This window comes from Prescottella agglutinans (assembly GCF_004011865.1).
In the GTDB taxonomy this organism is placed as follows: Bacteria; Actinomycetota; Actinomycetes; order Mycobacteriales; family Mycobacteriaceae; genus Prescottella; species Prescottella agglutinans.
Genome location: NZ_RKLP01000001.1, coordinates 1 through 25,665, shown reverse-complemented (window position 1 = coordinate 25,665; position 25,665 = coordinate 1). Strand labels below are relative to the sequence as shown.

At 70.1% G+C, this 25,665-nt stretch carries 29 protein-coding genes; 15 read left to right on the top strand and 14 right to left on the bottom strand.

The window, feature by feature from the left end; all coding sequences use genetic code 11:
• Window positions 1–34 precede the first annotated feature (34 nt).
• The 5 genes from thiM (at window position 35) to EGT67_RS00120 (ending at window position 4,538) form a co-directional block, all read left to right on the top strand.
• Complete coding sequence (gene thiM, locus EGT67_RS00140) at window positions 35–883, top strand: hydroxyethylthiazole kinase (protein WP_127914035.1); 849 nt, start codon at window positions 35–37, stop codon at window positions 881–883.
• Window positions 880–1,989, top strand: a complete 1,110-nt coding sequence (locus EGT67_RS00135; RefSeq protein ID WP_127914034.1) for an LLM class flavin-dependent oxidoreductase — start codon at window positions 880–882, stop codon at window positions 1,987–1,989. The genes thiM and EGT67_RS00135 overlap by 4 nt, the downstream gene beginning before the upstream one ends.
• A gap of 113 nt (window positions 1,990–2,102) precedes the next feature.
• Window positions 2,103–2,405, top strand: a complete 303-nt coding sequence (locus EGT67_RS00130; RefSeq protein ID WP_127914033.1) for a putative quinol monooxygenase — start codon at window positions 2,103–2,105, stop codon at window positions 2,403–2,405.
• Between the two features lie 137 nt (window positions 2,406–2,542).
• Window positions 2,543–3,646: an endonuclease/exonuclease/phosphatase family protein gene (locus tag EGT67_RS00125; RefSeq protein WP_241565824.1), complete on the top strand. Its 1,104-nt coding sequence runs from the start codon at window positions 2,543–2,545 to the stop codon at window positions 3,644–3,646.
• A gap of 388 nt (window positions 3,647–4,034) precedes the next feature.
• Window positions 4,035–4,538 (top strand): C40 family peptidase, encoded by a 504-nt coding sequence (locus EGT67_RS00120; RefSeq protein WP_127914031.1) that lies wholly within the window; start codon window positions 4,035–4,037, stop codon window positions 4,536–4,538.
• Window positions 4,539–4,618: 80 nt separating this feature from the next.
• On the opposite strand, the gene EGT67_RS00115 is transcribed toward EGT67_RS00120, so the two are convergent.
• Window positions 4,619–5,524, bottom strand: coding sequence for an NAD(P)H-binding protein (locus EGT67_RS00115; protein WP_127914030.1), 906 nt, complete (start codon window positions 5,522–5,524; stop codon window positions 4,619–4,621).
• Between the two features lie 153 nt (window positions 5,525–5,677).
• Here EGT67_RS00115 and EGT67_RS00110 point away from each other — a divergent pair, with 153 nt between their 5' ends.
• Together EGT67_RS00110 and EGT67_RS24975 are read left to right on the top strand one after the other, a co-directional pair.
• A complete protein-coding gene (locus EGT67_RS00110; protein WP_206612248.1) occupies window positions 5,678–6,238 on the top strand; it encodes a hypothetical protein in 561 nt (186 codons plus the stop codon).
• A gap of 41 nt (window positions 6,239–6,279) precedes the next feature.
• Window positions 6,280–6,435: a hypothetical protein gene (locus EGT67_RS24975; RefSeq protein ID WP_164877444.1), complete on the top strand. Its 156-nt coding sequence runs from the start codon at window positions 6,280–6,282 to the stop codon at window positions 6,433–6,435.
• Here the strand turns inward: EGT67_RS24975 and glnA are convergent.
• Window positions 6,423–7,859, bottom strand: a complete 1,437-nt coding sequence (gene glnA, locus EGT67_RS00105; protein WP_127914028.1) for a type I glutamate--ammonia ligase — start codon at window positions 7,857–7,859, stop codon at window positions 6,423–6,425. The two genes, EGT67_RS24975 and glnA, sit on opposite strands and share 13 nt — an antisense overlap.
• A gap of 238 nt (window positions 7,860–8,097) precedes the next feature.
• On the opposite strand from glnA, the gene EGT67_RS00100 reads away from it, so the two are divergent.
• Complete coding sequence (locus EGT67_RS00100) at window positions 8,098–8,574, top strand: RDD family protein (RefSeq protein WP_127914027.1); 477 nt, start codon at window positions 8,098–8,100, stop codon at window positions 8,572–8,574.
• An 87-nt stretch (window positions 8,575–8,661) separates the two neighbouring features.
• On the opposite strand, the gene EGT67_RS00095 is transcribed toward EGT67_RS00100, so the two are convergent.
• From EGT67_RS00095 to sucB, 6 genes are all read right to left on the bottom strand, one after another.
• Entirely contained in the window at window positions 8,662–9,417 is a 756-nt protein-coding gene (locus EGT67_RS00095; protein WP_127914026.1) for a DUF4191 domain-containing protein, read from the bottom strand.
• Between the two features lie 60 nt (window positions 9,418–9,477).
• Window positions 9,478–10,491: a lipoyl synthase gene (gene lipA, locus EGT67_RS00090; protein ID WP_127914025.1), complete on the bottom strand. Its 1,014-nt coding sequence runs from the start codon at window positions 10,489–10,491 to the stop codon at window positions 9,478–9,480.
• A gap of 51 nt (window positions 10,492–10,542) precedes the next feature.
• Complete coding sequence (lipB, locus tag EGT67_RS00085; protein WP_127914024.1) at window positions 10,543–11,328, bottom strand: lipoyl(octanoyl) transferase LipB; 786 nt, start codon at window positions 11,326–11,328, stop codon at window positions 10,543–10,545.
• A 32-nt stretch (window positions 11,329–11,360) separates the two neighbouring features.
• The gene (locus EGT67_RS00080) at window positions 11,361–11,861 is read right to left on the bottom strand and encodes an SRPBCC family protein (protein ID WP_127914023.1); all 501 of its coding nucleotides are present in this window, start codon (window positions 11,859–11,861) and stop codon (window positions 11,361–11,363) included.
• 48 nt (window positions 11,862–11,909) lie between these two features.
• Entirely contained in the window at window positions 11,910–12,800 is an 891-nt protein-coding gene (locus tag EGT67_RS00075; protein ID WP_127914022.1) for a TIGR01777 family oxidoreductase, read from the bottom strand.
• A gap of 116 nt (window positions 12,801–12,916) precedes the next feature.
• A complete protein-coding gene (sucB, locus tag EGT67_RS00070; RefSeq protein ID WP_127914021.1) occupies window positions 12,917–14,641 on the bottom strand; it encodes a 2-oxoglutarate dehydrogenase, E2 component, dihydrolipoamide succinyltransferase in 1,725 nt (574 codons plus the stop codon).
• Window positions 14,642–14,967: 326 nt separating this feature from the next.
• On the opposite strand from sucB, the gene EGT67_RS00065 reads away from it, so the two are divergent.
• Window positions 14,968–15,312, top strand: a complete 345-nt coding sequence (locus EGT67_RS00065) for an oxidoreductase (RefSeq protein ID WP_127914020.1) — start codon at window positions 14,968–14,970, stop codon at window positions 15,310–15,312.
• A gap of 68 nt (window positions 15,313–15,380) precedes the next feature.
• Here the strand turns inward: EGT67_RS00065 and EGT67_RS00060 are convergent, their stop codons facing one another.
• A complete protein-coding gene (locus tag EGT67_RS00060) occupies window positions 15,381–16,907 on the bottom strand; it encodes a leucyl aminopeptidase (RefSeq protein WP_127914019.1) in 1,527 nt (508 codons plus the stop codon).
• A gap of 100 nt (window positions 16,908–17,007) precedes the next feature.
• On the opposite strand from EGT67_RS00060, the gene gcvT reads away from it, so the two are divergent.
• From gcvT to EGT67_RS00045, 3 genes are all read left to right on the top strand, one after another.
• The gene (gcvT, locus tag EGT67_RS00055) at window positions 17,008–18,108 is read left to right on the top strand and encodes a glycine cleavage system aminomethyltransferase GcvT (protein WP_127914018.1); all 1,101 of its coding nucleotides are present in this window, start codon (window positions 17,008–17,010) and stop codon (window positions 18,106–18,108) included.
• Between the two features lie 53 nt (window positions 18,109–18,161).
• Window positions 18,162–19,265 carry a branched-chain amino acid aminotransferase gene (locus EGT67_RS00050; RefSeq protein WP_127914017.1) on the top strand — a complete coding sequence of 368 codons (1,104 nt, stop codon included), beginning with the start codon at window positions 18,162–18,164 and terminating at the stop codon, window positions 19,263–19,265.
• A gap of 127 nt (window positions 19,266–19,392) precedes the next feature.
• Complete coding sequence (locus EGT67_RS00045; RefSeq protein WP_127914016.1) at window positions 19,393–19,593, top strand: hypothetical protein; 201 nt, start codon at window positions 19,393–19,395, stop codon at window positions 19,591–19,593.
• On the opposite strand, the gene EGT67_RS00040 is transcribed toward EGT67_RS00045, so the two are convergent.
• The 4 genes from EGT67_RS00040 to EGT67_RS00025 form a co-directional block, all read right to left on the bottom strand.
• Window positions 19,579–20,340: an adenosylcobinamide-GDP ribazoletransferase gene (locus EGT67_RS00040; RefSeq protein WP_127914015.1), complete on the bottom strand. Its 762-nt coding sequence runs from the start codon at window positions 20,338–20,340 to the stop codon at window positions 19,579–19,581. The genes EGT67_RS00045 and EGT67_RS00040 overlap by 15 nt on opposite strands.
• 2 nt (window positions 20,341–20,342) lie before the next feature.
• The gene (cobT, locus tag EGT67_RS00035) at window positions 20,343–21,437 is read right to left on the bottom strand and encodes a nicotinate-nucleotide--dimethylbenzimidazole phosphoribosyltransferase (protein WP_127914014.1); all 1,095 of its coding nucleotides are present in this window, start codon (window positions 21,435–21,437) and stop codon (window positions 20,343–20,345) included.
• Window positions 21,438–21,463: 26 nt separating this feature from the next.
• The gene (locus EGT67_RS00030; protein WP_127914013.1) at window positions 21,464–22,036 is read right to left on the bottom strand and encodes a bifunctional adenosylcobinamide kinase/adenosylcobinamide-phosphate guanylyltransferase; all 573 of its coding nucleotides are present in this window, start codon (window positions 22,034–22,036) and stop codon (window positions 21,464–21,466) included.
• A 64-nt stretch (window positions 22,037–22,100) separates the two neighbouring features.
• Entirely contained in the window at window positions 22,101–22,772 is a 672-nt protein-coding gene (locus tag EGT67_RS00025) for a DUF3043 domain-containing protein (RefSeq protein ID WP_127914012.1), read from the bottom strand.
• A 108-nt stretch (window positions 22,773–22,880) separates the two neighbouring features.
• Between EGT67_RS00025 and EGT67_RS00020 the strand changes: the two genes are divergently transcribed.
• The 3 genes from EGT67_RS00020 (at window position 22,881) to EGT67_RS00010 (ending at window position 25,464) form a co-directional block, all read left to right on the top strand.
• Window positions 22,881–23,948, top strand: coding sequence for a glycerate kinase family protein (locus tag EGT67_RS00020; RefSeq protein ID WP_127914011.1), 1,068 nt, complete (start codon window positions 22,881–22,883; stop codon window positions 23,946–23,948).
• 80 nt (window positions 23,949–24,028) lie between these two features.
• On the top strand, window positions 24,029–24,379 hold the full coding sequence (locus tag EGT67_RS00015; RefSeq protein ID WP_127914010.1) for a HesB/IscA family protein: 351 nt from the start codon (window positions 24,029–24,031) through the stop codon (window positions 24,377–24,379).
• Between the two features lie 110 nt (window positions 24,380–24,489).
• Window positions 24,490–25,464 carry a carbohydrate kinase family protein gene (locus EGT67_RS00010; RefSeq protein WP_127914009.1) on the top strand — a complete coding sequence of 325 codons (975 nt, stop codon included), beginning with the start codon at window positions 24,490–24,492 and terminating at the stop codon, window positions 25,462–25,464.
• Between the two features lie 86 nt (window positions 25,465–25,550).
• Here EGT67_RS00010 and EGT67_RS00005 read toward each other — a convergent pair.
• A partial coding sequence (locus EGT67_RS00005) for an integrase core domain-containing protein (RefSeq protein WP_164877445.1) occupies window positions 25,551–25,665 on the bottom strand: 115 nt, incomplete at its 5' end.

Sequence of the window (25,665 nt, the reverse complement as noted above, 5' to 3'; positions counted from 1 at the left end):
CCACCCCGACAATCGCTCTGCCCAAGGATCTTCCATGACCACAGTTCTCACCGGCGACGATCTCGCCGGCGCCCTCACCGCGCTCCGTGCCCGGGTGCCCCTCGTCCACTCGCTGACCAACGTCGTGTCGGCGAACTTCCTCACCAACGTCGTCCTCGCGGCCGGTGCCAGCAACGCGCACATCGACAACGCTCACGAGGCGGCCGGGTTCGCGCGGATCGCCGGTGGCGTCCTGGTCAACCTGGGTACCCCGGACGACGGCACCGCCGCGGCGTTCACGCTCGCCGCGGAGGCCGCCCACGACGCCGGCACCCCGTGGGTGCTCGACCCGGTCGGGGTCGGCGGACTGCCCTGGCGCAGCGCTCTCGCGGTGGACCTGCTGAAGTTCCGCCCGACCGTCGTCCGCGGCAACGCCTCCGAGATCATCGCGCTGGCCGGGCTCGGCGGAGCCACACGCGGTGTGGACAGCTCCGACGATCCCGCCGCGGCCGTCCCCGCCGCCGTCGCCCTGCTCGAGCACGCCACAGCGGTCTCCGCGTCCGGCCCGGTGGATCACCTGGTCGGACGGGACCCGGACGGCGCGATCGTCGGCGTGCGGATCGCCGGCGGCAGCGACCTGCTGCCGCGGGTCACCTCCACCGGTTGCTCGCTCGGCGGCCTGGTCGCGGCCTACCTCGCGGTGGCGCCGACCCCGCTCGTCGGCCTCGCCGCCGCGCACGCGCACGTCGCGGTCGCGTCCGAGATCGCGGCCGAGAAGTCCTCGGGTCCTGGATCGTTCGCGGTCGAGTATCTCGACGCGCTGTCCGCGGTCGATCCGGCGACGCTCGCCGAGCGTGCCCGCATCGAGTCCGTCGACCTCGTCGGCGAGGGCGTGAACCGATGAGCGTCAAGACTTTCTGGTATCTCACCCAGGCGGACGGCGACTATCCCTGGAGCCCGGGCGGGCTCTACCCGGTGGACGGCGCGCGTCAGATCGAACTCGCCAAGACGATCGACGACGGCGGCTTCGACGGCGCCCTCGTCGCCACCTGGCCCAACGACCCGTTCGTCTCGGCGACGTGGGCGGCCTCGCACACCACGCGCATGAAGTTCCTCGTCGCGGTGTACGCCAACATGACTCCGGCGCGCCTGCTCGCGGAGAAGGCGCTCACCTTCGACGCCTTCACCGGCGGCCGCCTGATGATCAACTCGGTGAACGGCCGCGACAACATCCTCACCAAGTACGACATGGACGTCGAGCATGACCGACGCTACGAACTGGGGGAGCAGTACTGGGCCGACTTCCGGCGCTACTACCGGGAGGGCGCCGAGTCGAACTTCCCGAACACTCCGCTGCGGATCGACCGTCCGGACGGGCACGACGTGCCGCTGTGGGGGACGGGCGACTCCCCGGCCGGGCTGGCCAACTCGGGCAAGGTGCTCGACGCGTACCTGGCGATGCTGCGGGAGACGTCGTTCATCGAGGACAAGTTCGCCGGCGCGCGGGCCGCGGCGGCCGCGGCGGGACGCGAGTTCACCGACTTCGGCGCGCTGTCCGGTGTGATCGTCCGACCGAACCGGGACGAGGCGATGGACCGCTTCCGGTCGCTGTTCGAGGAGACCGGCATCGACCGGATCGCCGACGTCCTCGACAGGGCGGTCCGGCGCCGGACCGCGGGCAAGCAGGATCTGACGACCTTCACGGCCCGCGACGCGCAGCGCCAGGGCTGGGTCGACACCGTCGTCGCGGGCAAGATCCCCGAACCGAACGACCTCTACCTCGGTGACGGCCTGTACGCCGGCATCACCGCGTGGTCGCCGCTCGACATCTTCGCGACGGGATCGTCGGCCGTGTACTACGTCGGCGCACCCGACGAGATCACCGATCACGTCCGCGTGCTGAAGGCGCGCACGGGTCTGACGACCCTGATCCTGGCGGGTTGGCCGCTGATCGACGAGGCGAAGCGCGTCGCCGAACACCTCGTCCCGAGGTTCGCCGAATTCGACTGAGACCCCCGGATCGAGGGGCGCCGCGGCCGTGGTCGTCGCGGCGCCCTGTCTCGTTGACGCGGTCCGTGGTTGCGAGAACAGTGAGAGGTACCGGTCGTTTTCGGAGGTGTCCGATGGTCAGCGCAGCACTGTTGGTTCGCGTCGAAGCCAAGCGCGGCAAGGAACAGCAGGTCGCCGAGTTCCTCGAGAGCGCGTTGGACCTGGTCCGGCAGGAACCGGACACCGTGGCGTGGTTCGCGCTCCGGTTCGGCCCGGCGACCTTCGGAATCTTCGACGCCTTCCCGGACGACACCGGACGCCAGGCGCACCTCGCCGGCCGGGTCGCGGAGGCCCTCATGGCCCGGGCCGACGAACTCCTCGTCACCCACCCCACCATCACCAAGGTCGACGTTCTGGCGAGCAAACTCCCCGCCTGAGACGCGAGCTCCTTCCGAGAGCCGGAACGTTCGGTTTGTCGTCACCGCGAGCCTGCGTGCCGGTAGCGCCTGGTTCGTGACTCGTTCAGATTCCACTGATGCCATCGCCGTGCAGGGTGGCTGACGAGGAGAACGGTGTGACGAGTTCACTGACACGACGGCAAGCGATGAAGGTACTGACCGCGGCGGCAGGCACCGCGGCACTGGGCGCGGGCGCGATCCGGAACGCTCCGCAGGCAGGCGCCGCGCCCTGGCGCGACGTCCGGGTGCTGTCCCTGAACACCTGGCACGGCGGGACGCAGATCGCGAACGGACTCGAGCGGATCGCCGAGATGATCCGTTCGACGCGCGCCTCGATCGTGCTGCTGTCCGAGGCCGGCGGCGCCACCACGGCACTCGCCGAACTGCTGGGCGCGCAGGGTCTGCGGTTCGAGGCGGCGACCTCGTCGGACACCGGGATCCTCTCGGCGTATCCGATCACGGAGACGGCGAATCTCGACTACATGGTCAAGGCGGTCGTGACCGTCGGCGACCTCGAGATCGCGACCTACGCCGCGCATCTGCAGTACCAGTGGTACGCCACCTACCTGCCCCGCGGATACGGCGCCGGCGTGCCGGCACCCGGTGAGTTCTCCGAGTTCGGCTGGAACAAGATGCCGAACGGACCGGTGACCGACCCGACCGCGGTTCAGCGCGTCAACACCGCTTCCGGGCGACCCGCCGTGATCTCCGCCTTCCTCGCCGACGCGGCGGCCGAGCAGGACAAGGGTCGCGCCGTCATCCTGGGCGGCGACTTCAACGAGCCGTCCCACCTCGACTGGACGGCCGCGACCCGGGACCTGTTCGACCACCACGGTGTGGTGCTGCCGTGGGAGTCCACCCGACTGCTCGAGGAGGCGGGCTTCGTCGACGCCTATCGCGCGACGTATCCGAACCCGGTGACGCACCCCGGGTTCACGTGGCCGTCGGACAACCCCGACGTCCCGGTGTCCAAGTTGACGTGGGCGCCCGAGGCCGACGAGCGCGACCGCATCGACTACGTGTTCGCGGGCCACAACACCCGCCTGCGACTGCGGTCGGCGGGGATCGTCGGGCCGCGCGAATCGATCGTCCGAAACCAGCGCACGGCGGAGGACACGAGGGACAACTTCGTCGAGTCGCCGTTCCCCTGGCCCACCGATCACAAGGCGGTCGTCGCCACCTATCGGTGCATGCCGTCGCTGGGCGGATCCGCCTCCTGACCCGCCCCGGCAGACCCGTAACGGCCCCGCAACCCACGTTGCGGGGCCGTGATTCTTTCCCTCCCAGGCCGTGATTTCCGAGTGCGGACTGTTATCTCGCCTGGGGCGCCGGATGTGGTGGCGTGGTGTGCTTCACGAACCGGACAGTCACGTCGATCTCTGCGGTTCTGCGAAGATACGCGCATATTGCCTGTTCATAAGGGATATTCTTCGCCCCTTCCTCGGGATGGGTCGAATCCGGGTACGTATGTGCGGACGGCGGAACAGGTACCCGTCCGGGTAGTTCTACCGATGTCTCGATCCGATAACGCCGGAACTCTGGGTTGTGCCCGAACACCGATGCCAGACCAAAGTGTCGGACCGCAAGCAAGACCCGGAGGACCCTCGAATGGCCCTGAAGACCACCCGCCTGACCCGTACGACTCGTGGCCTGTTGCTCGGCGCAGTGACTGCCGGCGCCCTCATGATCCCCGTCGCCCCCGCGATGGCACAGCCCTTCACCGCCCCCAGCTGGGGCAGCAGCATCGACATCCAGCCGACCCAGGTCGCCTCGCACGGCCAGGCCGTCGCGAACGCCGCCCAGTCCAAGGTCGGTTCCCCGTACGTGTGGGGCGCCACCGGCCCGAGCTCCTTCGACTGCTCCGGCCTGGTGCAGTGGGCGTACAAGCAGGCCGGCGTCTCCGTCCCCCGGACCAGCTACGACCAGGTCGGCGGCGGGACCCCGGTGTCCAAGGGCAACCTGCAGCCCGGTGACGTCGTCGGCTTCTACGGCAGCGAGCACGTCGGCATCTACATCGGCGGCGGCAAGGTCGTCCACGCCCCCACCGAGGGCGAGAACGTGAAGGTCTCGTCGGTCGACGCGATGCCCTTCTCCGGCGCGAGCCGATTCTGATCCGAGCCCCGCTCGAACGCTCCGAGCCCCGTTCACACACCGTGTGAACGGGGCTCGTCGCGTGTCGGGGTGCTGCGCGCTCAGCCGAGATAGATGTCCCGGTGCGCCGCCACGAACTCCTCGACGGTCTGCGCCGGTGTGCCCGTCAGGCGTTCGACGTCGTCCGACGCGCGGTCGTAGCGGTTCTCCCGGTGCAACCGCGCCATCGTCGCGATGTGCTGCTCGGTGTGCGGCGGCAGCCCGGACCTCGCGAGCACGTCGTCCAGCCACCGGTCCGGCGGCACGTCCTCGTAGGACACCGGCCGCCCCAGCGCCTGCGAGAACTCCGCGGCCACGCCGTGCATGTCGAGCGTGCGCGGCCCGGTCAACTCGTACACGTGGCCGAGGTGCGGGCCCGGGTCGAGCAGCACGGCCGCCGCCACCCGCGCCACGTCGTCGACGGCGACGGGGGAGGTCCGCCCGGTGCCGAACGGCAACGCGAGCGTGCCCCGCTGGCGGATCGACTCCGCCGCGAGCGTCGTGAACAGTGGATTGTCCAGGAACGCGGTCGGTCGCAGGTGGACCACCGGCAGACCGGACCAGTTCAGCACCTGCTCCGAGAGCCAGTGCAGTCGCTGCTGGCGCGACTCGCCGGTGCTGGTGGCGGTCATCTGGGACACCGTCATCTGCGACAGGTTCACCAGCACGTCGAGCCTGCCGTACTCCCGCGCGACCGTGGCCACCACCGTCGTCGCGAGCAGCAGGTCCGGAGAGACGCTCATCGCGAAGTACATCCGCCCGACGCCGTCGAGCGCGGCCGCGACCGTCTCCGGATGGGTCAGGTCCCCGAGGACAACCTCCGCGCCGAGCCCGCGCACCTCGGCCGCACGCGCGTCGTCGCGGCGGACCATCACGCGGACCGGAACGTCGCGAGCGCGCAGTCGCTCGGTGACCTGTCGGCCCACACCGCCTGCCCCGGGTACCAGGACGAGTTCACCGGTAGCCATCGACGATCCCTCCCTCACGGGTGGACGTGTACCCCTACCAGTGTCCGGCGGCATACGCAGACGAGTCCACCCGCAGTGCGATCACGGGGGATCGCGGTGCGGACGGACCCGCCTGAGTAAAGGCCGTCGCATAGGTTGGGACGCCTCGGGCCGGTGAGGCGTCCGGTAGTTCTCGGGCACGCGCGCGCCGCGCAGGCGAACCGAAGACGATGGTGGGCGGCGAAGAAGAAGGGCGTCTTGATCATGGGAATCTTCTTGAAGATCACGTGTGATTCGCAAGGAGGGAAGACGGCGGAAAAGGCCACTGTGAACCAGGGCATCCTGGACGACGTTCTCAATGGTCTGAACGACTACGCCTGGCAGGATCGAATCTCTCCCCAACTGCGGAACCTCGATGCCCAGTTCAGCCACATCACGCTCGGCCTGATCCTGCGCTTCTATCACAAGGTGAATGTCGAGCAGGGCAACCTGAGGTCGCTTGCTCGGTACATCAAGAAGGACGACAAGCTTCTGGTCGATCAGATGCTCGTCGTGGACGAGTACGAGGACCTATCGGAAGGGGAGACGAGGACTCGGCTGTGCGGCGACATCGTGAGTCATCTCGAGCAGGTCCTCATCAGGTACAGCGACCGCTTCCGAGACTTCGATGCCGTTGCGTTCATTCCGTTGCTCGGAAAGAGATTCGAAGAGATCGAGCAGCACGGAAATCACTAGCCGCGGATGGATTCGGTGGGCACGCGCCGTGGACATTGCATATGCGGCCCGGTGCAGACGAGTCGACCCGCTCGGCGATCGGTTCGGTGATCGCGGAGCGGGTCGACTGGGGAACTACTGCGGACGCGCTGCGGACGGATGCGAGTGTCGCCCGGTGGCGCAGCAGGTCAGCGCGCTACTCGACTCAGCAGTCGTAGTACAGCGAGAACTCGTAGGGGTGCGGACGCAGGTTGACCGGAGCGATCTCCTGCTCGCGCTTGATCGAGATCCAGGTCTCGATCAGGTCGGTGGTGAACACGCCACCCTCGGTCAGGTAGTCGTGATCCTGCTCGAGGCGGTCGATGACGGCGGACAGGCTGGTGGGGGCCTGCGGGATGTTGCGGGCCTCCTCCGGCGGGAGCTCGTAGAGGTCCTTGTCGACCGGAGCCATCGGCTCGATCTTGTTCTTGATGCCGTCCAGGCCGGCCATCATCTGAGCGGCGAAGTTCAGGTACGGGTTGCCCGAGGAGTCCGGCGCGCGGAACTCGATGCGCTTGGCCTTCGGGTTGTTGCCCGTGATCGGGATGCGGACCGCGGCGGAGCGGTTGCGCTGGCTGTACACCAGGTTGATCGGGGCCTCGTAGCCCGGAACCAGGCGGTGGTACGAGTTGATCGTCGGGTTGGTGAACGCCAGCAGCGACGGCGCGTGGTGCAGGATGCCGCCGATGTACCAGCGAGCGATGTCCGACAGGCCCGCGTAGCCGGCCTCGTCGTGGAACAGCGGCTTGCCGTCCTTCCACAGCGACTGGTGCACGTGCATGCCCGAGCCGTTGTCGCCGAACAGCGGCTTCGGCATGAAGGTGGCCGACTTGCCGTACTGCCAGCAGGTGTTCTTCACGATGTACTTGAACAGCTGCAGGTCGTCGGCGGCCGCGAGCAGGGTGTTGAACTTGTAGTTGATCTCCTGCTGACCGCCGGTGCCCACCTCGTGGTGGCCGCGCTCGAGCTCGAAGCCCGCGTTGGTCAGGTTCGTGGAGATCGCGTCACGCAGGTCGACGTAGTGGTCGTACGGCGCGACGGGGAAGTAACCGCCCTTGGCGCGCACCTTGTAGCCGAGGTTCGGGGAGCCGTCGGCGTTGACGTCGTTGCCGGTGTTCCAGGCGCCCGAGATCGAGTCCAGCTCGTAGAACGCGCCGTTCATCTGCGAGTCGTAGCGGACCGAGTCGAAGATGTAGAACTCGGCCTCGGCACCGAAGAACGCGGTGTCGGCGATGCCGGTGGACTTCAGGTACTCCTCGGCCTTGCGCGCGACGTTGCGGGGGTCGCGGCTGTAGGCCTCACGGGTGAACGGATCGTGGACGAAGAAGTCCATGTTCAGCGTGCGGGCCTTGCGGAACGGGTCGATGCGCGCCGTGGAGACATCGGGCAGCAGCATCATGTCCGACTCGTGGATCGACTGGAAACCGCGAACCGAGGAACCGTCGAACGCGAGGCCGTCCTCGAAGACGTCCTGGTTGAAGGCGGACGCCGGGATCGAGAAGTGCTGCTGGACGCCCGGCAGGTCGCTGAAGCGGATGTCGACGTACTCGACATCTTGGTCGGCGATGTACTTGATGACCTCTTCGGCCGTGGTGAAAGCCACGTGGTGCTCCTTCAGTCGGTTACCTGCCGGTCGGGTTTCGGCGGTTTCGTCGAGGCAAGACGGTAGAGAGCCGGTGTTGCCCGCTAATCAAGCCTATGTTTCGCCGGTGTTACACGTCGGCATTCGGCGGGTGTACCGGGGCCGATGTGAGCATTCCCACGGTCGGATGGTGTGACGAGCAGCACCGATGCGCCGCCGTCCGGCCGGTCGGCGCACGTCGACGCCTATCCTGGACGGCATGGCACGTATGACCGGTTCCTGGCTCTCCGGACCCTCGGCGGCCCTGCCGAAGAATCAGACGACGGCGCAGGCGTATCGAGGTGAACTCCTGGGGTTGCCGGCTGAAGGTCCCGGATCGTTGGCCCCGACCGGTCGCCGCGTCCTGGCCCTCGCCATCGACTGGCTCACCGCGGCGGGCGTCGTCCTGCTCCTGATCGGTGAGGAGCCGTTGCAGAATCCCCGGCTCGGCACCTACACCATGATGCTGTGGTTCGTGGTGGGCGTCGCGTGCGTCTCGCTGTTCTCGTTCACCCCGGGTCAGTACATGATGGGCCTGCAGGTGGCACGCGTCGACGCCCCGGCGAAGGTCGGATTCGTCCGGGCGCTGGCCCGGCAGGCGCTGATGGTGTTCATCGTCCCCGCCGTCATCACCGACGTCGACGGCCGCGGCATGCACGACCGCGCCACCGGCACCGGCCTGATCCGCGTGCGCTGAACGCGTCACCCCCTCCGGAAACACCGAATGCCACATCGGTTCAGTTCGACTGAACCGATGTGGCATTCGGTCATGTGAGGGGAGAGGTCAGCGGCGACGGATCGTGCGCTGCATGCCCTTCATCTTCGCGCCGGGGGGCAGCGGGCCCTTCGGCATCGCGGCGCCGCTGCGGCTTCCGAGTGCGGCCAGGCGCGACTCGATGGAATCCATGCGCTTGGTGTCGATGTTGCGCGGCAGCTTGTTGAGCTGCTTGGTGAGCTGCGACAGCGGCACCTCGCCCTCGCCGTTGCCGACGACGAAGTCGTAGATCGGGGTGTCGCCGACCAGGCGTGCGGTCTTCTTCTTCTCCTGTGCGAGCAGGCCCTTGACGCGCTGCGGCGAACCCTCGGCGACCAGGATCACACCGGGGCGTCCGATCACCCGGTGCACGGCGTCGAGCTGCGTCGTACCGGTGACCGCGTTCGTCACGCGCCACGCGCCCTGCATGTTCTCGAGCGCCCACGCCGCAGCCCCGGCCTGACCCTCGGCCTTGCCGTACACGGTCTTCTGGACGCGCTTGCCGAAGATGATGAAGGCGAGCAGGACACCGATGAGGATGCCGATCGGCAGCAGGAACCATTGGATGCCGAAGATCAGGCCGATCAGGAAGAACACGACCGCGCTCAGCACCACGGCACCGATGATCAGCGGCAGCAGCAGCTTGTCTTCCTTGCGCTGCATCTGGAACGCCTGCCAGAGCTGAGTCCGGCGTTCCTTCGACGCCTGCTTGCGGGCCGCCTTCGCCGCAGCCTTCGCTTCCTTGCTTGCCTTGCCCGCTTTTCCGGACTTACTGCCGTTCGCCATACCTCACAGGATACGTCCCTCACCGCGCACTATCGCGCGCACGGTGAGGGGACGTGCACGTCAGGCGCGGGCGAGGCGTTCGAGGACCGAGCTGGCCTCCTGCGAGGCGCTGCCCTCCTCGGCGAGGTGGGCCTGGCCCTCGGGAAGCGCGCGGCCGTGGTGCGCCATCGCCTGCGCGTAGAGGCGGCCGGCACGGTACGACGAGCGGACCAGCGGCCCGGCCATGACGCCCGCGAAGCCGATCTCCTCGGCGGCCTTGGAGTGCTCGACGAACTCCTCCGGCTTGACCCACCGCTCGACCGGATGGTGTCGCGGCGACGGGCGCAGGTACTGCGTGATGGTGATGATGTCGCAGCCGGCCTCGTGGAGGTCCACCATCGCCTGGTGCACTTCCTCCGGGGTCTCGCCCATGCCGAGGATGAGATTCGACTTGGTGACCAGACCGAACTCGCGGGCCGCGGTGATGACGCCGAGCGAGCGCTCGTAGCGGAACGCGGGACGGATCCGCTTGAAGATGCGGGGCACCGTCTCGAGGTTGTGGGCGAGCACCTCCGGGCGGGACTCGAACACCTCGGCCAGCAGGTCGGGCTTGCCGTTGAAGTCGGGGATCAGGTTCTCGACGCCCGTCCCCGGGTTCATCGTGTGGATCTGCCGGACCGTCTCCGCGTACAGCCATGCGCCGCCGTCGGGCAGGTCGTCGCGGGCGACACCGGTGATCGTCGAGTAGCGCAGCCCCATCGCCTGGACGCTCTCGGCGACGCGGCGCGGCTCGTCACGGTCGAGCGCAGCCGGCTTGCCGGTGTCGATCTGGCAGAAGTCGCAACGGCGGGTGCACTGTTCGCCGCCGATCAGGAACGTGGCCTCGCGATCCTCCCAGCACTCGTAGATGTTGGGGCAGCCGGCTTCCTCGCAGACCGTGTGCAGGCCTTCGCTTTTCACCAGGCCCTTGAGCTCGGTGTACTCGGGACCCATCTTCGCGCGGGTCCGGATCCAATTGGGCTTGCGTTCGATCGGAGTTTCCGCGTTTCGGATCTCGATGCGGAGCAGCTTCCGTCCTTCTGGGGCGACAGTCACGGCCTCGATCGTACGCCTGACCGAACTTTCGCTCCGGGCTGGGCGGGCGTCTCAGCCGAACCGGACGGTGGTGAACTCCGGCGTCCGGACCGCGGCATCGGGGCGCGGCACCGCCGCGGTGTCGAACGTCACCCGCTCGATGTCGTGCACCGTCACCGGCAGCGTCCCATCGAGGGCCGCCTGGACGGCGTCGGCGACGGCCGCGGCGACGTCGCCGATCGTGACGTCGCGGCCGAGTTCGCGCGACAGCGTCGTCACGCCGGCGTCCCGGATGCCGCACGGGACGATGTTGTCGAAGCCGTCCAGCACGGAATTGCAGTTCAGTGCGAAGCCGTGCATCGCGACCCCGCGCTGCACGCGAACACCGATCGCGGCGACCTTCCGCTCGGGCAGCCACTGCCCGTCGATCATCGCGGCCGGCAGCCACACACCCGACCGGCCCTCGACCCGTCCACAGGTGACGCCGAGGTCGGTGCACACGCTGATGAGCGCCTGCTCGATCCGGCGGACGTAGCTGACCACGTCGACGGGCTCGGCGAGCTTGACGATGGGGTAGCCGACCAGCTGACCGGGGCCGTGCCACGTGATCTTGCCGCCGCGGTCGACGTCGATGACCGGGGTGCCGTCCATCGGGCGGTCCTCGGGGGCGGTCCGTCGGCCGGCGGTGTACACGGCGGGATGCTCGAGGAGGAGCAGGGTGTCGGTGCCCTGATCGTCAGCGCGGGATTCGGCGAGGACGCGCTGCTGATCCCAGGCCTCCATGTAGTCGACGCGTCCGAGATTCTCGACGGCCATCGGCTGGGAACTGAATCGGGCCGATGCGGTGGCACTGCTCATGGCTGAAGACGTTACGCCTGCGGGACAGCGGCTCAGACGCCTGGCGTGCGCTCAGCGGAATCCGGCGCGAGGAGTTGTTCGGACAGCAGCTCCAATGCCTGCCTGGCGTAGCCGCGCCACATCGAAACGACGAGCGGCATCACGGGCCGCCCGAGAGCCTTCGGGTGCAGGACCCATCGCCAGGTGATGAGGGTTCCGGTGCCCTTCGGCGTGAACTCCCAGCATCCGTCGATGCTGTCGACCAGCGGTCTCAGCGGACCGGTGATGTTGCTCAGCCGATAGCTGAACGAGTGCGGGGCATCGATCTCGGTCAGCAGCTCTCGCATCGTTCCGCGGTCGGTGGTGACAACGGTGCGCGACTGTCCGACGTGGCCCCAGATCCCGTCCTGCCCGCGGACCCGCTTGATCGGCGGCAGCAGGCCGTAGCGCCGGGAGAATATGGCAGTCAGCGGGATCGGCAGGGTCAGGTCGAAGGCTCGCTGGAGCGTGATCGGAATCGCGCGGGACTGCTCGACGACGACCGTGGTGGACATCACTCGAGATTACCGCGGGTAGCGAAGCCGGTCAGTCGTCTCGACAGTTCACCGTCCGAAGGCGTACCCGAGCGCGGTGTCGACGGTCGCGTGCCGGAACGAGAATCCGGCCTGCTCGAGGGCGGTGGGCACGGCGCGCTGCCCGATCAGCACCGCCTCCCGCGCGAACTCGCCGATCAGCGCCGACACGGCGAAACCCGGAACCCTCCACGGAGCCGGACGATGCAGGGCGCGACTCATCGCGCTGTTGAAGCCCGCGTTGGTGACGGGTTCGGGCGCGCACAGGTTCACCGGGCCGTGCACGTCGGAGTGCGTCACGACGAACCCGATGGCGGCGACCTCGTCGGCCAGGGAGATCCACGACATGTACTGTCGGCCGCCGCCGAGGCGGCCGCCGAGCCCGACCGAATACAAGGGATGCAGCCGGCCGAGCATCCCGCCCTGCGGTGACAACACGGTCGCGGTGCGCAGCGACACGACACGGACACCGGCGTCGCGCGCCGGCGCGGTCGCGGCCTCCCAATCCCGGCACAACTCCGCCAGGAACCCGCCACCCGACGGGGAGCGCTCGTCGACGATCCGGTCCCCGGTGTCGCCGTAGTACCCGACGGCACTGCCGTTGACGAGCACCGGGACGCCGGCGTCCACCACGGCGCGGGCCAGCACGTCGGTGGTGTTGAGGCGGCTGTCGCGGAGCTCCTGCTTGTACGCACCCGACCAGCGCCGATCGCCGATGCCCGCGCCGCACAGGTTCACGACGGCGTCGACGCCCCGCAGCGCGGCACCGTCCACGACACCGGTCTGCGGATTCCACTCGAACTCGTCGGTGCCCGCCGGACGCCGCCGGACCAGGCGGGCGACGTCGTGGCCGTCGCGGCGCAGCGCCTCGACGAGTGCGCTACCGATCAGGCCGGACGATCCGGCGACGACAACGCGCATGGGGGTCCTCCTCGATCTCGGAGACGATGCTCTCGGAAACACCGAGGGGCACCATCTCTCGTGGAGATGGTGCCCCTCGCTGACGGCTCACGTCGAGTGCGTGAGGTCGCCGATCCTTACAGGCCCAGATCGGCCTCGAACGACGCCTCCTCGAGGCGCTGCTTGATGGTCGTCAGGAAGCGACCCGCGTCCGCGCCGTCGACCAGGCGGTGGTCGTAGGTGAGCGGCAGGTAGCACATCGAACGGACGCCGATGGACTCGTTGCCGTTCTCGTCCTGGACCACGACCGGGCGCTTGACGATCGCGCCGGTGCCCAGCATCGCCGCCTGCGGCGGGACCAGGATCGGGGTGTCGAACAGGGCGCCCTGGCTGCCGATGTTGGTGATGGTGAAGGTGCCACCGGCCAGCTCGTCCGGCTTGAGGCCACCGGAGCGGGCGCGCTTGGCGATGTCGGCGATCGCGCGGGCCAGACCGGCCAGCGACAGGTCACCGGCGTTGTGGATCACCGGGGAGAGCAGACCCTGCTCGGTGTCGACCGCGATGCCCAGGTGCTCGGCCGCGTGGTAGGTGATCTCCTTGCTGCCCTCGTTGTAGCTCGCGTTCACGTTCGGGTGAACCTTGAGCGCCTCGACGACGGCCTTCGCGAAGAACGGCAGGAACGTGAGGTTCACGCCCTCGCGCTCGGCGAAATCGGCCTTGGCCTGCGCGCGCAGGGCCGCGATCCTGGTGACGTCGACCTCGAAGGTCTGGGTCAGCTGCGCCGTGCTCTGCAGCGACTCGCGGGTCTTGACCGCGGTGATCTGGCGGATGCGGTTGGCCTTCTGCGTGGTGCCGCGCAGGTGAGCGAGCTCGGGGCGCACGCCGGCGGTCGCGGCCGCAGCCGGAGCGGCCGCGGGAGCCGCGGCAGCGGCCGGTGCCGCGGGAGCCTTGGCGGCCTCGGCGGCGGCGAGGACGTCCTGCTTGCGGATGCGGCCACCGACGCCGGTGCCGTTCACCTTGGACAGGTCGACGCTGTTGTCGGCGGCGAGCTTGCGGACCAGCGGCGTGACGTACGGGCCACCGTCACCCGACGGTGCCGGGGCAGCCGGGGCAGCCGGGGCAGCCGGGGCAGCCGGAGCGGCCGCGGCGGGGGCCGGGGCCGGTGCGGGCGCGGGAGCCGCCGGAGCCGGGGTGGGCTCGGGAGCCGGCGCAGGCGCAGGCGCCGGAGCTGCCGGGGCGGCCGCGGCGGGCGCACCGGAGCCGATGACGGCGAGCTGGCCGCCGACGTCGACGGTGTCGTCCTCCTGCGCGGTGATCTCGAGGAGCACACCGGCGACGGGGGACGGGATCTCGGTGTCGACCTTGTCGGTCGAAACCTCGAGGAGCGGCTCGTCCACGGCGACCTCGTCGCCGACGGCCTTGAGCCAGCGGGTGACGGTGCCCTCGGTCACCGACTCACCGAGCTCCGGCATCGTGACCGGGGTGCCGGACGCGGAACCGGCAGGCGCGGCGGCGGGCGCGGGAGCCGCGGCCGGAGCCGGGGCGGCCTCGACGACCGGGGCGGGCGCGGGAGCGGCGGGCGCGGCGGCCGGAGCGGGAGCAGCAGCGGGCGCGGGAGCCTCGCCGGCCTCACCGATCACGGCCAGCTCGCCACCGATATCGACGGTGTCGTCCTCCTGCGCGACGATCTTCGTCAGAACACCGGCAGCGGGGGACGGGATCTCGGTGTCGACCTTGTCGGTGGAGACTTCGAGCAGCGGCTCGTCTAGTTCGACCGTGTCCCCTTCCTGCTTGAGCCACCGCGTGACAGTTCCCTCGGTGACGGATTCACCAAGGGCTGGCATCTGGACGGAGAAGGCCATTTCTTTTGACTCCTCGACGGTTGTGTTCGGGTTGTTGAGTTTTGTCGACTTGTGGTCGAAAACCATTGTGCTCGAGAAGCACGGTTCCGGCGGCGTTGTACGACGTTTCCGAGGCGCCTCACTCCGGTGGTGTGCTGCGCTTCGGAAGCGTCGTGCTCCCGCTGCGCCCATCCTTTCATTGATGCCCGGAGCGTGTCCCTCGAGGGGCGGGTCGTGTCCCCGAGAGGGGCGGGTCATGGTCGTTTCCTCGTCGGCGCTCGCCGCGGCTGGCAAAATCGGACAGATCGCGGCGGGGTCGACCGCGCTGCGCCGGGAGGAGAGTTCACGTGGGGTTGTTCGACCGTTTCACGCGTCGGGGTGCGGCGCGTCCGAAGGCGGGGGTCGAGTCCGACGCGCGTCACCTGGCGGACTGGGCGCGATCGCACCGCGGCGTCGAGGCCTACATCGAACCGGAGACCACGGTGACGGAGCTGACCGTGGTCCTCGTCGCGTACGACGGCGAATGGACCCGGCGCAAGGTCGGCGGTGAGCGGGGCGCCCGCAAGCTCGGCCAGGAACTGAAGATCCCGGTCTACGACGTGCGCAAGACCGGATACCCGCAGCGGATGCGCGACTACGACAACCGTCGCCGGATCGAGCGGAAACGCGAACGCCAGCGGGAGTTCGACTAGGCGGCCGCGCCGCCCGTGCGCACTTTCGGTAGTCCCGGCTACCAGAAGTGCGCACGGGCGCGGAGCGCCTAACCGTTGGCGGCGATGTCCTCGATCACGGAGATCATGGTGCGGACCGGGACGCCGGTGCCACCCTTGCCGGTGTAGCCGAACGGGCCACCGGTGTTGAACGCCGGGCCCGCGACGTCGATGTGCGCCCACTCCACGCCGTCGGCGACGAACTCCTTCAGGAAGATCGCGGCCGCGAGCATGCCGCCCCAGCGGTGCGGGGTCACGTTCGCCAGGTCGGCGACCCGGGAGTTCAGGTCACCGCGCAGCTCGGCGGGCAGCGGCATGGGCCACGCGTTCTCGCCGATCTCCTGCGAGATCGCGGCGACCCGGTCGCGGAATCCGTCGGTGCCCATGACGCCCGGGGTGCGGTTGCCGAGCGCGACCATCTGCGCGCCGGTCAGCGTCGCGGTGTCGATGAGGTAGTCGGGCGCGTCCTCGCAGGCGCGGGCGATCGCGTCGGCGAGGATCAGCCGGCCCTCGGCGTCGGTGTTGATGACCTCGACGGTGGTGCCGCCGTACTGGGTGAGCACGTCGCCGGGGCGCTGCGCGGTCGCCGACGGCATGTTCTCGGCCATCGGCACCCACGCGGTGACGTCGACGGGCAGGCGCAGCTTGGCGGCGAGCACGACGGTGGCGACGACGGCGGCCGCACCGCCCATGTCGGAGGTCATGTTCTCCATGCCCGCGGCCGGCTTGATCGAGATGCCGCCGGTGTCGAACGTCACGCCCTTGCCGACCAGCGCGACCTTCTTGACGCCGCGGCGACGGCCGGACGAGTACGTCATCTGTACCAGGCGCGGCGGGCGCGACGAGCCCTGGCCGACGCCGACGATGCCGCCGTAGCCGGCCTTGGCGAGCGCCTTCTCGTCGAGGACCTTCACCGTCAGGTCGGCGGCGGTGCCGAGGGCCTTGGCCCGGGCGGCGAACTCGGCCGGGAAGAGGTGGCTCGGCGGGGTGTTGACGAGCTCGCGGGCGGTCGCGACGGCCTCGGCGATCGCGGTCGAACGAGCGAGCGTGTCCTTCGACGCCTTCGCGCGCGGTGACTCGACGAGCAGTTCGACGCGGGCGAGGGGCTGCGCGTCGGCGCCGGGGGCGGACTTGCCCTTGTACTCGCTGAACGCGTAGGCGCCGAGGTAGAAGCCCTCGGCCGCGGCGGCGAGGTCGACCGACGCCAGCGTCGTGGCGGCGGTCGCGACACCGGACAGCGCCCGCGCGGCCACACCGGCCGACCTGCGGACCTGCTCGGCGTCGATCTTGTCGGCGGCGCCGAGGCCGACGGCCAGGACGCTCGTGGCGGACAGCTCGGCGGGGGCCGGCACGCGGGTGAGTTCCTCCGCCTTGCCGGTCGCGCCGACGGCCTGCAGGTCGTCGAGCAGACCCGCGAGCACCTCCTCGTCGACCCCGGCGCCCACGAGTGCCTCGGGTCCGTCGGAGCCGGTCGTGAGACCGATCACCAGGACGTCGACCCGCTTGCCGAGCGAGCCGGCGAGCACCAGGTCGGGTCCGAGGTTGCGGGTGGGGGAAGGGGTTGCGGGCACGAGCATCTCCTGCGGTGGGCAATTGGGAAGTTGGTAGCCGAAATCCGATGTTAGTGCCCGGATTGCCGTACTGACGCCCCGCCGGCGTCGGCTAGGTTTGTGCCTCATGAGCGACGCGCACCTGCTGCAGGGCCCCATCCACTCCGTTCACGTCGATCTCGGCGCCACCTTCGCCCCGTTCGGCGGCTGGGAGATGCCGGTGTCGTACGCCGGCACCGTCGCCGAGCACACCGCGGTGCGCGAGTCGGTGGGACTGTTCGACGTGAGCCACCTCGGCAAGGCGCTCGTCAAGGGTGACGGTGCGGCGGACTTCGTCAATGCGACCCTCACCGCGGACCTCGGCAAGGTCGGGCCCGGCCAGGCCCAGTACACGCTGTGCTGCACCGAGACCGGCGGCGTCGTCGACGATCTGATCGCGTACTACGTCGCCGACGACGAGATCTTCCTCGTGCCCAACGCCGCCAACACGGCCGACGTCGTCGCGCGCCTGCGGGCCGCCGCGCCGGAGGGCCTCGAGATCACCGACCAGCACCGCGACTACGCGGTGTTCGCGGTGCAGGGCCCCGAGGCCGCCGACGTCCTCTCGGCGCTGGGCCTGCCGACCGACATCGAGTACATGGGCTTCGTCGACGCCGACTGGAACGGCGTGCCGGTCCGGGTCTGCCGCAGCGGCTACACCGGAGAGCGCGGCTACGAGTTGCTGCCCCGCTGGGCCGACGGCGAGGCCCTGTTCCGGGCGCTGGTCGACGCGGTCCGCGCCCAGGGAGGCCAGGTCGCGGGCCTGGGTGCGCGGGACACGCTGCGCACCGAGGCCGGCTACCCGCTGCACGGTCACGAACTGTCGCTGGAGATCTCGCCGCTGCAGGCCCGCTGCGGGTGGGCCATCGGCTGGACCAAGCCGCAGTTCTGGGGGCGCGACACCCTGGTCGCCGAGAAGGCGAGCGGACCGGCGCGGCGGATGTGGGGGATCAAGGCGCTCGACCGTGGCGTGCTCCGTCAGGGCCAGACCGTGACGAAGGACGGCGCCGCGATCGGCGAGACCACGTCGGGCACCTTCTCGCCGACCCTCAAGGTGGGTATCGCCCTGGCGTTGCTGGACACCTCGGCGGGCGTCGCGGCGGGCGACGAGATCACCGTCGACGTGCGCGGGCGTAGCCTCCGATGCGAGGTCGTCACGCCGCCGTTCGTGCCGGTCCACACCAAGTAACGCTCCATACCAGGGAAAAAGCGGCGAAACTCCGTTAGATAGGATCACGGCTTATGACAGACGGCCTCGAATTCGCGCGCACCCAGCATCCTTCTCCCGCGACCGAAGAGGCGCGGCGCGAGATTCTGGAGGCGCCCGGGTTCGGTCGGTTCTTCACCGATCACATGGTGTCGATCATGTACACCGAGGGTCGCGGCTGGCACGACGCGGAGGTGCTGCCCTACGGGCCGATCGCGCTCGATCCGGCCGGCATGGTCCTGCACTACGGGCAGGCGATCTTCGAGGGCCTCAAGGCCTACCGTCAGCCGAGCGGCGGCATCTCGTCGTTCCGCGTCACCGCGAACGCCGAGCGCCTGCGCCAGTCGGCCCGCCGCCTCGCGATGCCGGAGCTGCCCGACGAGCTGTTCGTCGGCTCGATCGACGCACTGCTCGACGTCGACGAGGCGTGGGTTCCCGCCGCCGGCGGCGAGGACTCGCTGTACCTGCGTCCGTTCATGTTCTCCACCGAGGCGGGCCTGGGCGTCCGTCCGGCCAAGGAATACCGCTACCTGCTGATCGCGTCCCCGGCCGGCGCGTACTTCCCGCGCGGCGTCAAGCCGGTCAGCGTGTGGCTCTCGCGTGAGTACGTGCGCGCCGCTCCGGGAGGCACCGGCGCCGCCAAGTTCGCCGGCAACTACGCGGCGTCCCTGCTGGCGCAGGCGGAGGCGTCGAACGAGGGCTGCGACCAGGTGGTGTGGCTCGACGCCATCGAGCGCAAGTACGTCGAGGAGATGGGCGGGATGAACCTGTTCTTCGTCTTCGGCTCGGGTCCCGACGCGCGTCTGGTGACGCCGGCGCTGTCCGGTTCGCTGCTGCCCGGCATCACCCGCGACTCGCTGCTGACGCTGGCCACCGACGCCGGTTTCGCGGTGGAGGAGCGCAAGATCAGCACCGACGAGTGGCGCGAGAAGGCGGCCTCGGGCGAGATCACCGAGGTGTTCGCGTGCGGCACCGCGGCCGTCATCACCCCGGTCGGCCGGGTGAAGTCCGCCGAGGGCGAGTTCACGATCGCCGACGGTGAGCCCGGCAAGATCACGATGGCGCTGCGTGACACGCTCACCGGCATCCAGCGCGGCACGTTCGCCGACACCCACGGCTGGATGACCAAGCTGCGCTGAGTGCGCACCGACGAATCGACATCGGGCCCTTCCGCTTCCGGCGGGAGGGCCCGATCGCGTTCAAGGAAGCAGCCACCGGTCCGCGGGATCTCACCCGCAGGCCGGGCGCCCGAGCTAGCGTGACGGCATGTTCTGGCCCCAGGTGATCACTGCGTTTCTGCTCGTGATCGGTTCCTACGTCGGGCTGGGCGTGCTGACCGCGATGGGCCAACACCGGCGAGGAGGCAGTGCCCTCGCCGTGGCGACGGCGGTCCTGTTCTTTCCCGTCCACTGGGTGGCGTGGTACGCGCGTGACTCGAGGCGGTCCTCGGGATCAGCCTCCGAGTAGGAACCCGACGGCCGTCGCCGCGACCGTGGATTCGATTGCGGCGCCGAGCACGTCGCCGTTGATGCCGGCGAACCGGCGCACGCAGTGGCGGACCAGCAGCGCCGCCGTAGCGAGCACGACGATGACGACGACGGGGCCCTGCCACCACCGCCCCGGAACCGCCCACGCCGCCGCGACCGCCAGCACCAGGCCCCACGACGCGGCCACCCACGCCGCCTGCGAGTCGGCCACGAGCGCACCGAAACCCCGCGTGCTCGACGCGGGAATGCCGCGGCGGCACGCGAATACGGCCGATACCCGGCCGGCCGCGACGGCGACCACCACCGCGAACCACGCCCCGGTCGCGCCGAGCGCGCCGAGGGCGAGGGCCTGGACGCCGATCGTCACGACGAGCGCGGCCACGCCGAACGGCCCGGCGCCGCCGCTGCGCATGACCTCGCGTGCGCGCTCGGGCGGCCCGTAGCAGCCGAGACCGTCCGCGGTGTCGGCGAGGCCGTCGACGTGCATGCCGCGGGTGAGCAGGGCCGACGCCCCCACAACGAGCAGGCCCGCGAGCGCGGCGTCGAGGCCACCGCGCAGCAGCAGCCACAGCAGACCCGCGGCGACGGCCCCGAGCAGCGCGCCCACCACGGGTGCGGCGGCGATCGCGCGGCGCCCCTCGGGTCGGCCGATGTCCTGCGGGCCGCGGACCGGCAGGACCGTCAGCCAGGACAGGGCCAGGGTCAGCCCGGTGACCGCGCCCCGCACGGTCAGTTCGATTCCGACTCGGACTCGGGTGCGGTGTTGTTGCTCACGCCCGCCTGGTCGAAGGTCGCCATGTGCGCGAGCGTCGCCACCGCACCCTGGAGCACCGGAAGGGCCACCACCGCGCCCGAACCTTCACCGAGGCGCATGTTCAGGCCGAGGATCGGATCGAGGCCGAGGTGACGCAGCGCGATGGTGTGCGCGGGCTCGGTGGACCGGTGACCGGCCACCCACCACTCGCGCGCACCCGGTGCCATCTCCTCCGCGACGAGCGCCGACGCGGTGACGACGAGGCCGTCGACGATCACCGGCGTCCGGCGGACCGCGGCCTGCGCCAGGAAACCGGCCATGGCGGCCAGGTCCGCGCCCGACACTGTGCGGAGCAGGCCCACGGCGTCGCGCACGTGCGGCCGCGCCCGGCGCAGAGCGTCACGGATCGCGGCGGTCTTGCGCATCCAGGCGGCGTCGTCGATGCCGGTGCCGCGCCCGACGGCCGCGACCGGTTCGGTGTCGGTGAGCGCGGCCACCAGGACGGTGGCGGGCGTGGTGTTGCCGATGCCCATCTCGCCGGCGATCAGCAGGTCGGCGCCGGAGTCGACCTCTTCGTCGGCGATCGCGCGTCCCGCCGCGACGGCGCGCAGCGTCTCCTCGTGGGTCATCGCGTCCTCGCGGTCGATCGACCCCGACGAGCGGCGGACCTTGTAGGTCGAGACCGCCGGATCGGTGTCGGTGTCCACGGCCATGTCGACCACCCGCACGCCGGCACCGGCGATCGAGGCGAGCACGTTCACCGCGGCGCCGCCGGTCTGGAAGTTGGCCACCATCTGGGCCGTGACCTCCGGCGGGTACGCCGACACGCCGCCCTGCGCGATGCCGTGGTCACCGGCGAAGACGACCACGCGGGGGCGCGCGAACACGTGCGGGGGACAGGCGCCCTGGCACGCGGCCGCCCACACCGACAGCTCCTCGAGTCGGCCGAGCGAGCCGGTCGGCTTGGTCAGCAACAGCTGGCGAGCCTGGGCCTGCGCTCGGACCTCCGCGTCCGGCGGGACGAGAGGCTCGAAGTGGGGAGCCGACGGACTCACGGATTCGCTTGTCACGCTTGACCTTTCATTCTCAGCGCCGATCATTTGAGCGGCATGGCGATACCGGCGATCACCAGGACGACGTCGTCGCACACCTCGGCGAGGCGGGAATTGAGGGCGCCGATCTCGTCGCGGAACAGCCGACCCGACCGGGTCTCGGGGATCACTCCCAGGCCGACCTCGGGGCTGACGAGCAGCAACCTGCCGTCGAACCCGGCGACCGCGTCGACCAGGGCGTCCGTGCGGGGAGAGATCGTGCCACGCGGCGAATCCCACGCCGCGGCGTCGTCGAGTTCGCACGTGAGCCACGTGCCGAGGTCGTCGACGAGCGTCGGCGGATGGACGCCGGGCGCGGCGAGCAGGTCGACGAGGCCGCCGTCGCCGCCGGTCTCGACCGTCGTCCACGAAGCCGGGCGGCGGCGCCGGTGCAGATCGATCCGCGCTTCCCAGTCGTCGTCGCCCGGATAGCGGCGCGCGGTGGCCACGTAGCGGACCGGATGTTCGCCGTCCGGATCGTCCAGCAGCCCCTCCGCGTGCGCGGACTTCCCGGAGCGGGCGCCGCCGAGCACGAGCGTGCGGCGCGGGGGAGGCGAAACGGGGGAGGGCACGGGCATAGACGCTACCAACAGCATCGGGCCGGTCCCCGCAGTGCGAGGACCGGCCCGATGTGCAGGAAGGTCAGACGGCGTCGCCGGGGCCCACGCGGGGCTTGGGGGCGCGCATCTTGCGGATCTGCGACGCACGGACGAACGCGTACCAGCCGAGTCGGAAGCCGCCGTCGGTGGAGTCCGGGAAGCGCTCGCGGACACGGTTGTTGATCATCCGGCCCAGGAAGAAGCCCTCGGCGGCCATGAACAGCATCATCACGAGCATGCCCAGCGTGACGTAGCTCTGGATGACGGGGCTGAGGAACATCGCCATGATCAGGATCAGCGCGAGCGGCATGAACATGCCGACCAGGTTGCGGCGGCTGTCGACGAGGTCGCGCACGTACGCGCGGACCGGGCCCTTGTCGCGCGGCAGCAGGTACTTGTCCTCGCCGGCGAGCATGCGGGCGCGTCGGTCGGCCGACTCGGCCCGGCGCACGGCGGCCGCCGCCTTGCGCTCCTCCTTGGAGCCGCGGGTCGTCTTGCGGCGGGCGCGGGCCTCCTTGGCGGTGAGGGGCGCGGGTGCGACCGGGCCGCGGCGCTTGGCCTCGGCCTCGCGGCGCTTGGGCGTCGGGCGTCCCTTGCCCGGCGTCGATGCGGTGTTGGTCTCGGTCGACTCCGCGGTGGTCTCCGCGGTCGACTCGATGACCTCGACGTCGCGCTTGTCGGAATTATCGGAGTCGCCTCGGCGTAGGAGCTTCACGTCACCAGGCTATGGGATAACCGACGCGCTGGCGAAACCGACCACGGTTCGAACCTCCAGGACGACGATAGAAATGCCGAGGTCGAGTGGCCGCCATACACTGCGCTGATGCGCGTGCTGATCGCCCCCGACTCGTTCGGCGAAACCCTCACTGCGGTAGAAGCGGCCGCCGCGATGGCGGCCGGCTGGTCGGCCGCCAGGCCCGACGACGAGATCGTTCGCGCACCACAGTCCGACGGCGGCCCCGGATTCGTCGATGTGATTTCCGGCACGGTCGGCGGTCTGCGCACCACACGGGTGGACGGACCGCTGGGCAGCGCCACCGACGCCCGCTGGGTGCTCGCCGACGGCGTCGCCTACATCGAATCGGCGCAGGCCGTCGGGCTCGGGCTGCTCGACGGACCGCCCACACCGGAGAGCGCGCTTCGCGCCGGCAGCCGCGGGGTGGGGCAGTTGGTGGCCGCTGCCGTCGACGCGGGCGCGCGGAGGATCGTGGTCGGCCTCGGCGGCAGCTGCTGCACCGACGGCGGCCGCGGCACGGTGGCCGCGCTCGGCGGCCTCGACCGGGCCCGGACCCGGCTCGCCGGGATCGACCTGGTCGCGGCGACGGACGTCGAGCACCCGCTGCTCGGCGAGCACGGCGCCGCGCGGATCTTCGGGCCCCAGAAGGGCGCCGACGCGGCGGCGATCGAGGTGCTGGAACAGCGCAACGCCGCGTGGGCGGCCGAACTGGAGTCGGCGTGCGGTCGTGCCGTCGCCGACCTCGACGGGGCGGGCGCGGCCGGGGGGCTCGGCGCCGCGCTGCTCGCGTTGGGCGCGGTCCGGGAATCGGGTGCGGCCGTCGTGGCGCGGTGCACCGACCAGACCGGGCAGGTGGCGGCGGCGGACGTCGTGCTCACCGGTGAGGGGAAGTTCGATCACCAGTCGCTGCGCGGCAAGCTCGTCACCGCGCTCGCCGCGGTCGCGGCCGACGCCGGGGTGCCGACCGTCGTGATCGCCGGCCAGGTCGCCGTCGACCGGGACGCGGTGCGGGCCGCCGGGATCGTGGCGGCGTTCTCGGTCGCGGACTTCGCCGGCTCGGTCGACCGGGCCATGACGGAGGCGGCTTCGCGGCTCGAGGCTCTGACGTCGTGCGTCGCAGGTGGTTGGCGCGGTGCGTCGGGGTTCGTACAGTAAGGGCCGACACGTGAGGAATAGCGGGACGCAGAGTACCGTTGAAGCGATCACGGGTTTGGCACGAGCGACAGGGAGAGCCCATGACTGTGGAGAACGAGACCGCCACTCACGGCGTCACGATGACCGAGACTGCGTCCGCGAAGGCGAAGGCGCTGCTCGATCAGGAGGGTCGCGACGACCTCGCGCTGCGCATCGCCGTGCAGCCGGGTGGCTGTGCCGGCCTGCGGTACCAGCTGTTCTTCGACGACCGCAGCCTCGACGGTGACCTCGTCGTCGATTTCGGTGGCGTCAACCTCGCCGTCGACCGGATGAGTGCCCCCTACGTCGAGGGCGCCTCCATCGACTTCGTCGACACCATCGAGAAGCAGGGCTTCACGATCGACAACCCGAACGCGACCGGGTCCTGCGCTTGCGGCGACTCCTTCAACTGAGTCCCGTACAACCTCATCACGCACTCTGACGCGGAGTCGGCCACACCGGCAGGCTCCGCGTCAGACTGCGTTGCGCACCACTCACCATCCGAGCTGAAAGGCACCCGCGCGTGACTATTGCGGTTACCGGTTCCATCGCCACCGACCACCTGATGCGGTTCCCGGGCCGCTTCGCCGAGCAGTTGCTCGCCGATCAGCTCGCGCACATCTCGCTGAGCTTCCTGGTCGACGATCTCGTGATCCGCCGCGGTGGCGTCGGCGGCAACATCGCATACGCGATGGGTGTGCTCGGCGGCTCGCCGCTGCTGGTCGGTGCCGCGGGCGCCGACTTCGCGGAGTACCGCACGTGGCTCGAGTCCAACGGCGTCGACTGCAGCGGGGTGCGCGTCTCCGACAGCGCGTACACCGCGCGTTTCGTCTGCACCACCGACGAGGACATGGCGCAGATCGCCTCGTTCTACCCCGGCGCGATGAGCGAGGCCCGCGACATCGAACTCGCGGCCGTCGCCGAGTCCGCCGGCGGTGTCGACCTGGTGCTCGTCGGGGCCAACGACCCCGACGCGATGCTCCGCCACACCGACGAGTGCCGACAGCTCGGGATCCCGTTCGCGGCCGACCCGTCCCAGCAGCTCGCGCGCCTGTCCGGCGACGACGCCAAGAAGCTCATCGACGGCGCCAAGTACCTGTTCACCAACGAGTACGAGTGGGGCCTGCTGCAGCAGAAGACGGGGCTGTCCGAGGAGGAGATCCGCGCGCAGGTCGGGCTGCGGGTCACCACGCTCGGCGCGAAGGGCGTCGAGATCGTCGACGCCGACGGCAACTGGGTCCGCGTCGGCGTCGTGCCCGAGCGCGGCAAGGTCGACCCCACCGGTGTCGGCGACGCCTTCCGTGCCGGCTTCCTGCTCGCGCACTCGGCGGGCCTGAGCCTCGAGCGTTCCGCGCAGCTCGGCTCGCTGGTCGCGGTGTACGTCCTCGAGACCGTCGGCACCCAGGAATGGAGCTTCCAGCGCGACGACGCGATCAAGCGCCTCACCGAGGCGTACGGCAAGGACGCCGCCGACGAGATCGCCACGCTGCTGCCGTAAGGCGGCTGCGCCGCCCGTGCGCCTTTTCGGTAGTACCAGCTACCGAAAAGGCGCACGGGCGCGGAGCGCCTAGATGTACCTGGCCATCAGGTTGGTTGCAGTCGGCTGATCGGTGGTAGTCCTCCGAGTGCGCTGTGGCGTCGTCGAGTGTTGTAGTACTCGAGCCAAGGTGCAAGCGCGTCGGCGCGTTCGGTGTTGCTG